This window comes from Pedobacter sp. Leaf176 (assembly GCF_001424305.1).
GTDB lineage: Bacteria > Bacteroidota > Bacteroidia > Sphingobacteriales > Sphingobacteriaceae > Pedobacter.
The window spans coordinates 1,146,888-1,160,850 of sequence record NZ_LMPD01000001.1; the positions used below are offsets into that span (position 1 = coordinate 1,146,888).

Genomic DNA, 13,963 nt, shown 5'->3' on the forward strand with positions numbered 1-13,963 from the left:
GATTTGTTCAATTTAGTGGGATGAAATGGCTTAGCTCCACATATGTTTTTCCATTGGCGGTGATTACACTAATCATTAGCTTGTGCCTTCAATGTGCGTGGATACGGCAATTGTATCTGGCACAAAAACAGGATGTTAGAAACAAACTGGAATCCATTGTAAGCAACGCTTCCAAACAGACTGTTTACCGAAGCGTGGCCAGGGGGCGCGAAAGGAGCAGTCGTTTTAAACAGTTTTTTCTTTCCTCAGAATGGTTTTCATTGAGGCAGGCCTTTGATGACCTGAAATTGGATAACCTGCATAGCCAGTTTCATTATGGGATCGACAATGATAGCACTGTGGTTGAAATGAGGATGTCTTTTCTCAATGATCCGAAAAAACACTTTAATATGTCTTCATCATCAAAAACGGATAACATGTCTCCACGTCAGGTTTCATCAGATGATCAAAGAGATTTGAAAAGTCTGGATAGCCTGGTGAACCATCAACTCCAACAGTTTGGCCTCAGGATCCGTAAGAATTATGCCTTATACGATTATTCAAGCGGGAAATTGATCAAAACAGTTCCTTTTGCCAAAAGCAGTATTTCTTTTACCAGCGAGCGTTATACCTATAACTTAAAATTCTTGCATAGATACCAGCTGGTGGTGGGCAACATTTTTTGGATTGTTGTTTTTCAAATGCGTTATTACCTGATCTCCTCCCTTATGATGCTGGTTCTTACCGCTGCGGCTTTTTACCTGCTTATCAGGTTGATGAAAAACCAGCAGCTTTATGCGAAGGCGAGAATGAGTTTTACCAGCAATATGACGCATGAACTTCAAACCCCGATCTCTACGATTGCTGTTGCACTCGAATCGATCAGTAAATATCATTTGATTGATGAGCCCGAAAAGTTGCAGAATTACATTAATATAAGCCGTCACGAATTACAGCGCTTACAGGCAATGATCGAAAAGGTGCTTAAGCAGGAACAAATGGACATTGGGAAAATAAAATTGCAATTTACCCTCGTCGATATTCAATCCGTGATTAAACAGGTGATGCTTTCGATGGATATTCAGGTAAGAGAGAAAGATATGCAGCTCATACTGGTGCCTGCTGGAGAACCCTATTTTATCAAAGGGGATGCGATGCATATCGCCAATGTATGTTATAACCTAATCGATAATGCATTAAAATATTCTCCGGCGCAATCCAGGATTGAGGTATCGTGCAGCGTTGCTAATCATGAATTAACGATCAACTTTAAAGATAATGGTCAGGGGATTAAAGAAATTTATCAAGAACAGGTTTTCGAACGCTTTTTCAGGGTTTTTAGCCAGGATAACATCCACAATGTGAAAGGATCCGGCTTGGGGCTTCATTATGTAAAACAGGTGGTAGACCTCCACGGCGGGCGTGTTGCGCTGCAAAGCAAAATAGGGAAAGGAAGTAATTTTATGATCATTTTGCCATTGTATGAAGAAAACTAAAGTTTTATATGCAGAAGATGAGCCTTTTTTGGCGCGCATTGTTCTCGATGGCTTAACCAGTAGTGGTTACGAGGTTAACCTGGCTTTAGATGGTGTGCTTGCCTGGAAGCAATTTGAGCAGGAAAAGCCTGATATCTGTGTACTCGACATCATGATGCCTCAAAAGGACGGTTATACACTGGCGGCGGAAATCAGAAAGTCGGATCCCAATGTTCCCATTATCTTTTTGAGTGCAAAAGCCCTTACCGAAGATGTAGTGATGGGATTTAAGAACGGAGGTAATGATTACCTTAAAAAACCCTTTAGTATTGATGAACTGCTGGTGCGGATGGAATCACTTTTAAACAGGTTTGGCCCAGCGAATAAAGATGAAAATGAGGTGAACAAAATATACCAGTTCAGAAACTGTGAACTTGATCCTCTTGGTCAAAAATTAAAAACTTCTGTAGGCATATATTCACTTTCTTATAAAGAAACTATTCTACTCGAATTACTATTAAAGAACCGCAACAACATTCTGGAGCGTGAGGATGCGCTAATCAAGATATGGGGGGAAGACAGTTTTTACAATGGCCGTAGTATGGATGTTTTTATGGCACATCTGCGAAAGCTCTTGAAAAGTGAGCCTGATATACAGATTATTAGTTTGCGTGGAGTAGGCTATAAGCTCATCTGTTGATTATGTTCAATTTATTGGAATATATCAGGTTTCCTAAGCGCCATAAATCAATTGAGAACGACTAAAGGCTAATTATCAGGCAATGAAAATTTTGCGCTCTTCGTGGAGATCTTGTCAGGAGTGATTATGTCATTCCGGACTTCAGAATCGGTATGTTTCAATCAAAATTGCCCGCCTTAACAAATTGAAAGCTAAGATGCTCAAGCTGCGCTGTGGATTTTTATAAGCTGTTTGATCTAATAAATGCAACATTGCAATTTTAAAGGCCGAAAGCCCGGTTAAGCACTTAAACTTTTAGGGTTATCTACCGATAGGATACCATTGCCCTCAATGATAAAAATAGCCAGGCCAATGAGCACAGAAACCGATAGCCACAATTCCGAATAAGGTCTGAGAATTAATGGCGATAAATTGATGAAGAAAACGGCACCGATAAGAATTGGCAAATTAATCAAGCAGAAAGTCCTGGTATAAGTACCTAAAGCGATAGCAATTCCACCCAGTACGTGAACCAAAATGATAAAATGTGCAATCATGCTGATGCCCACGGCAGTGCCAAGATGTGCATTATGCATTAAGGTATTGAAAGCACCGATGTTCATGTAAAAGGCAACGCCTTTCCATATTAAAACAAGGCCTAAAAGTATTCTAAAAAAATCCAGCCAGACAGGATGATTACGATCACCCCAATTCTGCATTCTTTTCAGTGTGCTCATATCTTTATAATTGGTTAAAAGCAATATACGAAATAATTAACCAACTTTAAGTCTAATTTGCTGCATTTGGGAATATTAATGAATGCTATTGCTAAGCGCTTTAAGGTTCCTGCCTGCGCAGGAATGAGGGGGAAACGAATATAAACTGACCTTCAAGCTAATTTTGCTTTGACATCGCCTTATAAGTTCTAGTATTGCTGATTTCTAAACAGCAGTTAGACGTGTATTTACTTTTAATGCCGGATTTCCCTGATAAATCGAATATGCTTCCAGGTTTTTGGTTGCGACGCTTCCCAGGCTCAGAACACTATGGGAATACAGTATTACGCCGGGTCCAACTGTTGCGCAAGCGCCGACCCATACACCATCTTCCAGTATTATCGGCTTTGTCAACAAATCAAATGAGACTTTTTTGTAGTTATGATTGCCGGTCATCAGCATAGCCTTTTGCGAAATACAACAATTCCTGCCTATCGTAATCCAATCCAGATTTTCAATATAACAATCGGCGAGCCAGCTGTGATCGCCTATTTCAAGTTTCCATGGATATTTAATATGAATGCCAGGCTTAATTCTGACGTCTTTTCCAATCTTGGAACCAAATAAACGTAATAAAAAAACAAGTATCGAGCTAAAAGGCATTAAACCACTTTTAAATAATATCACCGAGGTAAAATACCATAAAACCAGTTTAAAGCTGGAAACACCAATTTTAAAATCACCCTTATTGAACTTCTTATGAAGCTGTATTTTAGCTAAATTATTCAATTTTGCGCTTTGTAAACTTAGAATTTGAAAATGATCCAGCATTTTTATTAGCCCAGCCATACAGCATAACAAAAACGACGCTGTAAACGAATAAATTAAATATTTCGTGGTGGTATTCAAAGTAGTTCCGCTGACTATGGAAATAACCAAATAGTAAACCTAAACCAGCTATTCTAATGACGTTAAGCAAATAAATGCTGAAAATCCCGATGATCAGCATTTTAATTCGCTCTTCCCATCTTGCGGGAAATGAAAAGACAAACGCAGCAAGGAAACTCATAACGCCTAAGCCTAAACAGGAATAATTGATTCGCAGAAGTGGACCATTAACGACCATTAAATCAGTTTCGTTATGAATGGCATAAAAACCAAATGCCTTGATTATCCATATTGATGGTTTGATGAGTATGTTTCTCAAACCTTGAATGTAATTCAAATGTTCAGCAAGGTATTTATGGTAATGCGCTCCTCCGGTGCTCATGACGCTGTTCATAAAGAGATTTCCCTGACTAAAAATAACGTATAGTAAGAACAGTGTAACGATAAATTTAATGGCTTTTCTATTTCCTTTTTCAATGTGTTGTTCCTTGATGATTTTATTCATATCTGTTATTTACTTATTCGAATAAAAGACTATATGTATTTGTATATTCGTTTAACGCACTTAGTTAATTAGGCTGATTCTTCAGGTTTTTCAATGCTCTAATTTTTTTGTCAACTAATTTTCTGAACCAAAAGCCCTGCAGATAATGGAAATACCTCGCTTTTTTATTATCCACAATACCCATTTGGAAAAGCATGCGGAAGCCATAGTAAAAATAGGGTCTTATGCCAAGAGGCATTTTCCACCACACACGTTTTAGCCACGCTTTCTTTTCATCCGGGTTACCTTTCAGGTTCGGTTTTATAGTTTGTTGCCGGCGGTGTTGCGCTCTCTCAATTTCTTCATGAGCAATCAAATCGCTATAAAATTCGTGTTTGCTGTACCAGAATTTAATGTCATTTTCTTTGAGGTTTTCCTCCAGGATGTGTCCGTTTTTCCAAATGACAGTTTTGCCTGGAACGATAAAGCGGTGATCCATATTTTCATTTAAATCGGAATAGCCTACACCTGTGCGAAACATTTTCAAAAGATAAAATGGGTAGTAGCCTCCATATCGAATCCATTGTTCCTGAAAGAAATATTTTCGGTTGAAATATATCCCATTAATGCCTTCGTATGCATCACTCTCAAAGCTATTCAGCATCTGGTAGAGCTCTGGTGTAATTTTTTGGTCTGCATCCAGACCGATAGTCCATGGTGTTCTAATATTGAAGTTTTTTAGGGCATAATCCCATTGAATTGGATGGTTTTTAAAAGGATTAACTTTAACTTGTGCACCATAGCTTTCTGCTATATTGATGGTCTTATCATTACTTCCACTATCAAGAACATATAGGTATGCATTTAAACCCGCTACAGATTTTAATAATCCCGGCAAATTAATTTCTTCATTATAAGTAAGTACAATAAAACTGAAATGTTTATTCATTACGCTTGTGCTCATTTGTGCTTTTTATGATAACATTTCGATATAAGTCTATGTATTTCGAAACCAAATTTTGATCATCGAAATCTTGTCTGATAACTTGTGGCGCATTTGCACGAATCCAACTAAGTTTCTTTTTATCTCCTGAAATTGCGATCAGTTGTTGGCTTATTTCCTTAACATTTAGTTTAGTTAACCAACCAAACCCGCTGTTTCGGACATACTGCGAAAGACCAACTTTATCTGATACGAGAACGGCAGTTCCTGTACTTAAACTTTCAATTACAACATTGGCAAAGTTTTCATTGTATGAGGTTAACACACATAAATCATGGTTCGCCATCAGCTCAAATTTATCTTCATCTGTTACCAGGCCCAGCCACTTTATTCGTTCATTGATTTTTAGGGCTTTTGCTTTTTTCCCTAAGCTTTCCACATAATTTTTATCACCCGTTCCGGCAAGTGTTAACGACCAGGAAATGTTGACCAGTGCCAGGGCATCAAAAAGTAAATCCAGGCCTTTTTTTTCCTCAATCCTCGATAAAAAAATTAATCTTAAATTTTCATGCGGTTCCTGGAACTTAGTATGTATTTCCCGGTATTTATTTCCCGGCACCGTGTGTTTCATATTAAGCAGATTTGGAATAACGGTTATACTTTTTGGCTGTACGATTTTCAAAATCTCTTTCTGTTCCTGTTCACTGGTTGCATGGATATGGCAATATTGTAAAAGTCGTTTGCCGACCAGCTTGTGTATAGCGGTTTTAGCAATTGAATGGCGATTGTTTTGACTGTATACACTGAGCATACCCCTTGGGGACAATACGACCGGAATTTGATGCCATTTAGCAATCCAACAACTTAATACGGAAACCAGATTCCACCAGGCATGAATGTGTATCACTAATTTTTCGCCTTTAAGACGTTGAAGCATTATTGTGTTCAGGCGATTTAACAGTAAGGGCGAAAAATGACTGTGGTCTTTAGTCCATCTTCTAAAATAGTAGACAGATACACCATTAACAAACTGCCGCTTTCCTGATGCCACATGGAGCTCGCCTGTTCCATTGGCGGTTGTGGTGAGCACCTCGATTTGTTGTTTTTTTGCAGCGTCGCGAAATGTAATGGTCGAAAGGACTTCGCATAATTTGCCAACCGATTGTATCGGTCCACCATACAGATAAGCTGGTATATAAGAAGCAGTAATGTGTATGATTTTCAATTTGTTAACTAATTTTATAAAGAATTCCTCTCGCTTTAAAAACCATCTGGAAAATAAATAGGGTAACCAGGCTCCAGAAAACAGCACTCATTAAAAATTCGAAACTATTACCTCTCCATAAAATCTGGAATAAACCGGCAAACATTACTGCCGATCCCATGAAATAGCCACCAAATAACCTTTCTGCCAATAAAGAAATTTTCTGAGCGAGGTAACCATACAAGAATAAGCCAATCCAGATTCCTGCAACCCCGTACGAAAGATAACAGTCTACAATAAAAGCCGGCTTTGCAGAAACGACCGACTGCGGGTTGACAACGCCCGCGGAATAAGCCCTGGTCATGACCAATTGCTCTACATTGGGTTTCCCAGGCCAGAAAAAACGAGGTACAATCGTCTTTAGCCCGTCGGCAGAGATTTTGCTTTTATAGAAGGGAACAAAGTCGGGGGTCGATCTTGTGTACTGTATAAACATATCAATTTCTGATAATCGTATGGTCAAAAAAGCCCAGTTGTCTTCCTCCAACTCACTAACCAGGTTATCGGCATTGATGATGTTGGTCAGGCTTTCATTCCTCGCCGTCGCTGCATCGGCACCTTCCTGCACCATTTTTCTGAAATTTCCGATAAATGTGGGCAGAATGAAAAAGAGCATCAGCAAAATAGACAACAAGAGCGGCAAAATCTTTTTCCCATACACTGGCAGCATGAAAATGCCCAAAAGTAAAACGCAGATAATTATCGGTTCTTTGAAGCCTGAATTTAAAGCGGATATCATATTTAAAGTGAATAAACCACATGCCGCTAATAAGTTTGGCCTTTTCTTCTCCCTTATTGCAAAAGCAAGGGCTATGGCGCCTGACACAAAACTTAATCCGCTTAATTGCACACTAAACTGGTTCAAGGCCCCGATTTTTGAAAACAGGTAGCCAAGTGGCAAACAAATTAACGAAATGCCCAATAACAGATTACTCATAGATGGTGCATATATTCTGTACCTCTTTTTCTGCGAATAGTCCATGCCGGCGAGTAAGCCATGAGCGAGCGCAGCATGACCTAAAACGTAATAACGTTGACACCTCGCTATGGATTTATAAACGTCTTCAGAAAAAAAATAGCGATTTCCTATGTAGCTGAAATATTCAAAGCCAAGTGCATTAAGATAATAAAAAATGGAAGTGCAAGCCATGTATCCTGCAAATACCACGTGAAGAAAAAAAATCGGTCTTAATAATTGTTCAATCACTGGCATGTCGTCAGGAAGTTTCCTGATGAAACCCTTATAACAGATAAAGAAAATAAAAAATGAACCCATCCAGGCCAGGAGATAAGAGCCATGGGGTAGGGACTGGACCAACCAGGCAACCAAAAACGGTAAATACAGCAGCAGGTAATGGGTGTAATTAGTTCGCTTCATTGAGTAGCCTTAAGATCTGCCTGGACTGTGCCTCGAATGACCAGTCCTGAATAATTTTTTTACTTGCTCTTCCCATACCGATAAGCCTGATCTTATCTTTTGTGAGGTTCTGTAATTTATTTGTTAAATCAGCGCAGTTACCGGATTCGAATATTTCTCCGTTGATGCCTTTTTTAACCAGATCAGATGCACAACCTACTTTGTCAGATACAAGAATTGCTTTTCCGCAGGCCATGGCTTCATTTACTGCCAGGCCCCAGGTATCACTTTGTGAGGGTAGGCAGAATAAGTCGCAGGCCTGGTATACAACTGGCATCTGTGTTTGATTCTGGAAAGCCATGAAATGAATTTTGGATGAAAGGGTATTCTGAAAGTTTGTACGCTGATGGTCTAGCTTTAGCCTTTCCTCCATTGGACCATTTCCGACGAGCAACAGGTGTACGTGATTTATATTTAGTTCGTTAAACGCCTTTATTAATAATGAAGGGTTTTTATTTTGTTCAAACTTACCGGCAAAAAGTATTAATAAATCGGTTTCAGAAATATTTAAGCTGTGTCTTAAACTTAAAGCCTCGGCCGATCTTGGTGTTGAAAATCTTTCGTTATCTACGGCGTGGGGTAAAAAGCACAATTGTTTCCTTTTTAAACCGAATTTTTTAAAATAGGTTTTATTAGCGCTTCCTGCATAAAATGCCTTGTCTACATGACTATAAACCCATTTCAAAAACAAACTTCTCACTATCTCTTTTAATCCCTGGCTTTCATTAAGCAAAGTAGAATCGCCACGAAACCATAGCGGGATTTTACCCTTAAAATACCTTAATGCGCATAAATGGCTTTTGTAAGCCCATCCATATATAAAAATTGCGTCTGGTGAGAAAGACTCCACCCGCGCGTTTAGATCAGGATTTATAATACCATTGTAGTGATTTGAGCCGGGCGCTTTAGCTGTATTAATCAAGAATTCGTAATCATATCCATCCAGAAGAGGAATATCCCAGGAAATGATTTGCCTGAAGTCAGGATCGTATTTTGCATTCGCACCAAGCTTGCCCCAGGTGTAAAAAACTTTAAGGCGACATTGTTTCGCCAGAAGACTGAATACCGGAGTGTAATATTGAATAGGATGGGTAATGATTATGGCTAGTTTTTTCAAAATTCCTTTAAGAATGCGCTAGAACTTTACTAAAAAGATTGCATTGCTCCCGTGTTAACGTTTTGGCAGAATTAGAATATTTTTTTGTTGACAATGGTGAACCACTTTGCTTGCTCAGGTAGTTTAAAAATTCCACCAGTTCTTCTTCTTCACCATTTACTGAATATTTAAATACTTTCCCTGAACCAAGTTGCCCGATCTTAGCAACAGCAGCACCACCAGAGTTAAAAATGCCAATTATTGGCTTTCCAGCCAAAGCGTAAACATCTATTTTTGATGGGTTGTAGGCTTCGTCGTCAGAGCCCAGAATTAATAACGAATCGGCAGTATGTAATAAATTTAATGAATCGTAATAGCCAATTCTTGTAGTTATTTCCGTAATAACTTCGTCAACTGCATACTGCTCTGCTATCGGTGCAACAGTGTGTACTGCCCTTTCAGCACCCGCATAACTTGTACCAACGAAATATAAATGTATTTTACTGTAAGCATCTGGATAACTTAATTTTAAACCTGCTAATGCCATACAAAGAAAGTTGATACTCTTCCTCATTATATGTCCGACAGCCCCGGTGTACACAATATTCAATTTCTTTTCATCAAATTCTATGGCATATGTACTCTTAGATTTAGCCAGTTCATAGTCTTGAGGATCTGCTCCAAAAGGAATTACCGCTGCGGGTATGTTTTTAAGCCATGGATAGCCAATTACTAAATCGTCAATATAGGTTTTAGAAACTGCTATCAAACCACCTACCTTTTTCATTGCAATTGGCTCCAGATATTTGTTCAACCGATAGGAAAACCAGTATTTTGGCGGACGCTCTTTTTTTGGCTTGCGCTGATAGTAATCCGTATGCCAGGGATCTTGCATATCGATAACATAAGGCACATCAAATTTTCGTTTCCAATATGATCCCAGAATTAATAGCGGAAATTGGGTAGTTGAAAAATAAATTAAGTCATAATTATTCCTTTTCAGTAATCTATCTACTTTACTTTTATATTGCCAAAATGAGCGCAACGCGACACTTCCTAAGCCAAATTTCTGTGTGATTTTTTTCGGTAATGCGGATAGCGTATGTATAATGATGTCATCAGGTACAGATAAAGACAAGATGGGATCTTTAATCATATCTATATATAGGGCATCAACGACCACCACTTCCACATCCCAGCCGAAATCCTTATAGTAGGGTAGGCTTGTCCTTACGCGGTGCATATCTGCCGCATTAACCGGAGGGAAAAGCGGGGAAATTATAAGCACTTTTTTCAATTCGCAGGTGTTTTATTAATTATCGATAATGCTGTATTTAATTCTGAACTTAACTTCTCTGCATCCGGACTGTTGTCACGAATTAACTTAATTTGCTCGAAATAGGTGCTATAGCTATGCAATTCACCGTTAGCAAGTTTTATTTTTTCGATAAAATCCACAACATTATCTTCAGATTGAAGGGTGTAATTATCATTCCAATAATAACCTCTTCTGCCAGCCATAGTGGTAATGACTGGTATTTCCCATTCAATCGCTTTAGCGAGTTTCATTGAAGCGCCCCTGGAGTAATTGAAAATCGGATTGATGAAGAAAGACCATGTTTGGATTTCTTTTTGTAGTTCATCATCCGATAATGGACCAAGGTAGCTTACAAAAGGGTAATTCGATGCGAGCATCTTTCCAACTTCAGCAGGCTGCCCTGCAATTCTTATTTCGATATTCAATTGCGCTTTAATCAATGCTGAGAAAAGCATATTTAGTGCTGTACTATTGGGTACATGATCTAATGTGCCGACGTAACCATATATGCCCACTGTTGGGTTTCTATCAATCCTCACATTTCGATCGATCATTTGTGGAATGAAAAACGGTTTATTCATTCCCAACCACCGCTCGATGGCACTTTCTTCCAAGGACATTGTACAAACCAGATCGACATACCTTTTCCTGAAATGAGATTCTAAATACAGCACGATGCCTAATTTGAAGATGCCTGCATATTTTAAAATCCCTTTAGATGCATTGGTAAGGTCACCTAAAAGATCACCAGATTCGTTGCCGTGAGACATTATAATTACTTTAGGCTTATTAGGAAGATTTGATTCCTTAATCAAGCGGGAAAATCTGATTAGCTCAGCTTTGTTGATAAAAACATGCGTAATGTTCTTCTCAATTAAAACAGAAACTAATTTTTCACGATATCTTTTAACCGCATAAGCCTGGTAAAGATCGAAATTTATCTTATGTAAGAATCTAAATAGTAACGATTTGCTGTAATTAACCCCGAAATAATAGAGTTCATCGCTACTTAATTTGATTATTTTGAGAAATTTTCTTGAACATATTTGGACCCCTCCGGGAATTGCTGCATCTAAATCTAATGGATTGTATAAGAATAAGGCTTTCATTTTGTATGCCAGTAGAGTTTTGAATAAATGTCATAATAATTTTTCGCGGCAAGCTCCAGGCTTAGATTTTCAGTAATGTAACTACGAGGGGAAAACTCATCATTTTTTAATTTCCTATGGAAGACTTCGAGTTTATTTTCAAAATCATCAAGGCTATTAAAGCGTAAACCGCATCTATCATCCCAATAGGGTACAGAGCTCACCGGTCCAAATTTGACCTTATGTGGGTAGAACTCCGGATCCAGCCAAAATTCCTCTTGGTCATATGCAAATATTGGTGTTCCCGTTGCTAAAATTTGCTGATAAGCCAAGCCCTGGGTTTCATGTTCACATAAGAAAATGGCCGCTTTTGAACTACTGAGCTTATTCATCAGAAGGTTGTGACTGTAGTGTCCGTAGCGGATGATTTCATATGTATAGCCCTGTGCCTGGAGTCTGTGCAGAATTGGTATAATTAGTCCATCTTCGGCAGCACCACGATTCCATCTTATTTTATCATAAATTAGATAGTCGACAGGCAAACTATTTTTTTTTATTTCGCCTGACCATTTTTCCGTATCAATTCCCACCGGCCAACTTAAAACCTTTCCCAGGAAATAAGGTTCAAACATTTTTTTCATCCAATTGCCTGGCACCAGGATTTGTTTAATGTTTTTATGGTCTTCGAGTAAATTTGGGTATTCGATCGGATGGGAAAATATACTTGCCCCTAATACTATTGGATTTTTAAACTTTTGCTCATAAAGTAAATGAGTTTTGCCGAGAACGCCAATCAATTCACCCGGATTGTTCCTGGCATAGCTATAATCATTATAGCGATACGGAATTTTTAGCAAATCAAGGCCTTTCATCAATCCTAAAGCGACCATTGCCTGGCCACCGGGTTGAGACTTTCCTCTAAATAGTCTCCTAATCAGACGCCTAGGGAATCGATCAAATCTAACCCATCGATCCGGATCAGGCTCATCGTAAAACAGATTAATCGTCAAAAGCTACGTGTTCTAAAATTGTGTTGTTTTCGAAAACATCCTGTTCTACAATTCTGCTAAAATCAGATAGTTGTATGTTTTCATTTTTATACTTTATAAATCTTAATGGGACTTTACCAATATAAGAGGACCACATCGAAAAAGTGCTTGGAGGACCAATGATGAAGTCGCAGCAGCTCAATGCATATACATCTTCAATCGCAGACGGCTGTTCCAATTGAAAGATGTCTAATTCAGAAAAAAATTCTAAGTTCAATTCCTCATTTGATGAGAGCAAAAAACCAGGATTCTGACCAAGATTTACAAATTGTTCCTTTAAAGACTTTAAATAATTCAGATAAATTTTGTCGTTAAAATAATATACTCCACCCAGAAATGCTTTGTAATCACCTCTTCTGATATGAACGCCGATGATAACATCATGGTGTTCCCGCTTTGTATTGAACAATTCTGTTATACTGGAAGTAAAATATTTTTTTGGCTGGAAAATGTTTTTTATCTCGGCATGATATTGCTCTAAAAAGATACGGCTGTTCCTACGAAATCCACCTCCCATAATAAAAATCCCCTGTTTGGTATGTAGTGCAGAGTCTTCCCAGGGTTCCTTTTTCCAGTTTATTTTGTCTGCATAAATTCGTAACGTCTTTAGCAACCAGCCTGGTGCAGTTCTGGCCAGTTTTAGTAGGATTTTTCTGAGATATACATCCAGAAAAGGACTTTTAAAATAGTTGAATCTAATATTCCTGTAGCAATTGAGGTTTTCAAAGTAGTTTCTGTTCTCATTGAAGTACAGGTTTAGATATTTCCTATTGTATTTCAAAGCACGTGCAATCAAGGGGGCATTCGCCCAAAGCTGATTGCAAAGTTGTCCGGGTTTATCATTAACCACAATCATTTATTCGGATATGAAGTCTAGTTTGTCTGAGCCAGCTACAAAGCCCTCTATATTCATGGATTCTGCAAGTTGATAGTTCTTTTTGAACTTAAGTATGCGACCAAAAGATTGTTCTAAAGACAAGGTAAATGGTGTACCGACAACAATATTTTTATAAAAAATTGATTTCATCAAGCTGACTAAATTTCTGATGCTGTTACAGGATCTTCCATAGCCGATCATTTCTTCTACAGCCAATTTTAATATGCTCTCTAATGCTTTTTTATTCTTTACGAGGTAAGAACGTGTGCTAAAGAACGGGAAATCGGCGTCCATATTGATACAATAGCCCAGTATTTCCTTATCTGTAATTTTCTCTATCATTTCAGAAATATTAAATGCTTCGTTGGGATAGTATCGTCCACTTATTTTAAATACATATTCATCTTCAGGAATTCTATGAAGGTTATTAAGAATTAACAAGGCTTCATTTAAACCTTTATTTTCAAAGCCGTATTGCCGGGCGTAAAATATATTTATATCCTGTTTTGTCCGCGATTGTATCCAGTCCATATTTATTTCATTTACCGAATTATCAAACAGAAAAATTTGCTTAAAACCTTTCTCGCTTAACTTATTTATAGTGTGTATGGTTTGTTCGAGTCGCTCCTGATTGGTAAAATAGGAAGGGGCATAAGGAATAAGTGTTGATGAAATTATGGCTATCATTAT

General features: G+C 38.2%; 14 protein-coding genes. 2 read left to right on the forward strand and 12 right to left on the reverse strand.

The window, feature by feature from the left end:
- Positions 1-20 precede the first annotated feature (20 nt).
- Together ASF92_RS05230 and ASF92_RS05235 are read left to right on the forward strand one after the other, a co-directional pair.
- Positions 21-1,475, forward strand: coding sequence for a sensor histidine kinase KdpD (locus ASF92_RS05230; RefSeq protein WP_082489448.1), 1,455 nt, complete (start codon positions 21-23; stop codon positions 1,473-1,475).
- Positions 1,462-2,154 carry a response regulator transcription factor gene (locus ASF92_RS05235; protein WP_056088785.1) on the forward strand — a complete coding sequence of 231 codons (693 nt, stop codon included), beginning with the start codon at positions 1,462-1,464 and terminating at the stop codon, positions 2,152-2,154. Before ASF92_RS05230 ends, ASF92_RS05235 begins: the two co-directional genes overlap by 14 nt.
- Positions 2,155-2,432: 278 nt before the next feature.
- Here ASF92_RS05235 and ASF92_RS05240 read toward each other — a convergent pair whose 3' ends face one another.
- The 12 genes from ASF92_RS05240 to ASF92_RS05295 all read right to left on the reverse strand — a co-directional run bounded on the left by ASF92_RS05240 (position 2,433) and on the right by ASF92_RS05295 (position 13,960).
- Entirely contained in the window at positions 2,433-2,870 is a 438-nt protein-coding gene (locus ASF92_RS05240) for a DoxX family protein (protein ID WP_056088787.1), read from the reverse strand.
- 204 nt (positions 2,871-3,074) lie between these two features.
- Positions 3,075-3,638 carry a WcaF family extracellular polysaccharide biosynthesis acetyltransferase gene (locus ASF92_RS05245; RefSeq protein ID WP_231729744.1) on the reverse strand — a complete coding sequence of 188 codons (564 nt, stop codon included), beginning with the start codon at positions 3,636-3,638 and terminating at the stop codon, positions 3,075-3,077.
- Complete coding sequence (xrtY, locus tag ASF92_RS05250) at positions 3,631-4,242, reverse strand: exosortase Y (protein ID WP_056088789.1); 612 nt, start codon at positions 4,240-4,242, stop codon at positions 3,631-3,633. The genes ASF92_RS05245 and xrtY overlap by 8 nt, the downstream gene beginning before the upstream one ends.
- Positions 4,243-4,306: 64 nt before the next feature.
- Complete coding sequence (locus tag ASF92_RS05255) at positions 4,307-5,185, reverse strand: glycosyltransferase family 2 protein (RefSeq protein ID WP_197413230.1); 879 nt, start codon at positions 5,183-5,185, stop codon at positions 4,307-4,309.
- On the reverse strand, positions 5,163-6,389 hold the full coding sequence (locus ASF92_RS05260) for an XrtY-associated glycosyltransferase XYAG1 (RefSeq protein WP_056088796.1): 1,227 nt from the start codon (positions 6,387-6,389) through the stop codon (positions 5,163-5,165). Before ASF92_RS05260 ends, ASF92_RS05255 begins: the two co-directional genes overlap by 23 nt.
- 4 nt (positions 6,390-6,393) lie before the next feature.
- A complete protein-coding gene (locus ASF92_RS05265; RefSeq protein WP_056088799.1) occupies positions 6,394-7,806 on the reverse strand; it encodes an exosortase Y-associated Wzy-like protein in 1,413 nt (470 codons plus the stop codon).
- Positions 7,793-8,962, reverse strand: a complete 1,170-nt coding sequence (locus tag ASF92_RS05270; RefSeq protein ID WP_056088802.1) for a glycosyltransferase family 4 protein — start codon at positions 8,960-8,962, stop codon at positions 7,793-7,795. Before ASF92_RS05270 ends, ASF92_RS05265 begins: the two co-directional genes overlap by 14 nt.
- Positions 8,963-8,969: 7 nt before the next feature.
- Entirely contained in the window at positions 8,970-10,229 is a 1,260-nt protein-coding gene (locus ASF92_RS05275) for a glycosyltransferase (protein WP_231729746.1), read from the reverse strand.
- Positions 10,230-10,234: 5 nt separating this feature from the next.
- Positions 10,235-11,368, reverse strand: coding sequence for a glycosyltransferase (locus ASF92_RS05280; RefSeq protein WP_056088808.1), 1,134 nt, complete (start codon positions 11,366-11,368; stop codon positions 10,235-10,237).
- Positions 11,365-12,357, reverse strand: a complete 993-nt coding sequence (locus ASF92_RS05285) for a glycosyltransferase family 1 protein (RefSeq protein ID WP_157263714.1) — start codon at positions 12,355-12,357, stop codon at positions 11,365-11,367. The genes ASF92_RS05280 and ASF92_RS05285 overlap by 4 nt, the downstream gene beginning before the upstream one ends.
- On the reverse strand, positions 12,347-13,252 hold the full coding sequence (locus ASF92_RS05290) for an alpha-1,2-fucosyltransferase (RefSeq protein ID WP_056088814.1): 906 nt from the start codon (positions 13,250-13,252) through the stop codon (positions 12,347-12,349). Before ASF92_RS05290 ends, ASF92_RS05285 begins: the two co-directional genes overlap by 11 nt.
- Positions 13,253-13,960 (reverse strand): hypothetical protein, encoded by a 708-nt coding sequence (locus ASF92_RS05295; protein ID WP_056088815.1) that lies wholly within the window; start codon positions 13,958-13,960, stop codon positions 13,253-13,255. It lies immediately after the preceding gene.
- Positions 13,961-13,963: the final 3 nt, after the last annotated feature.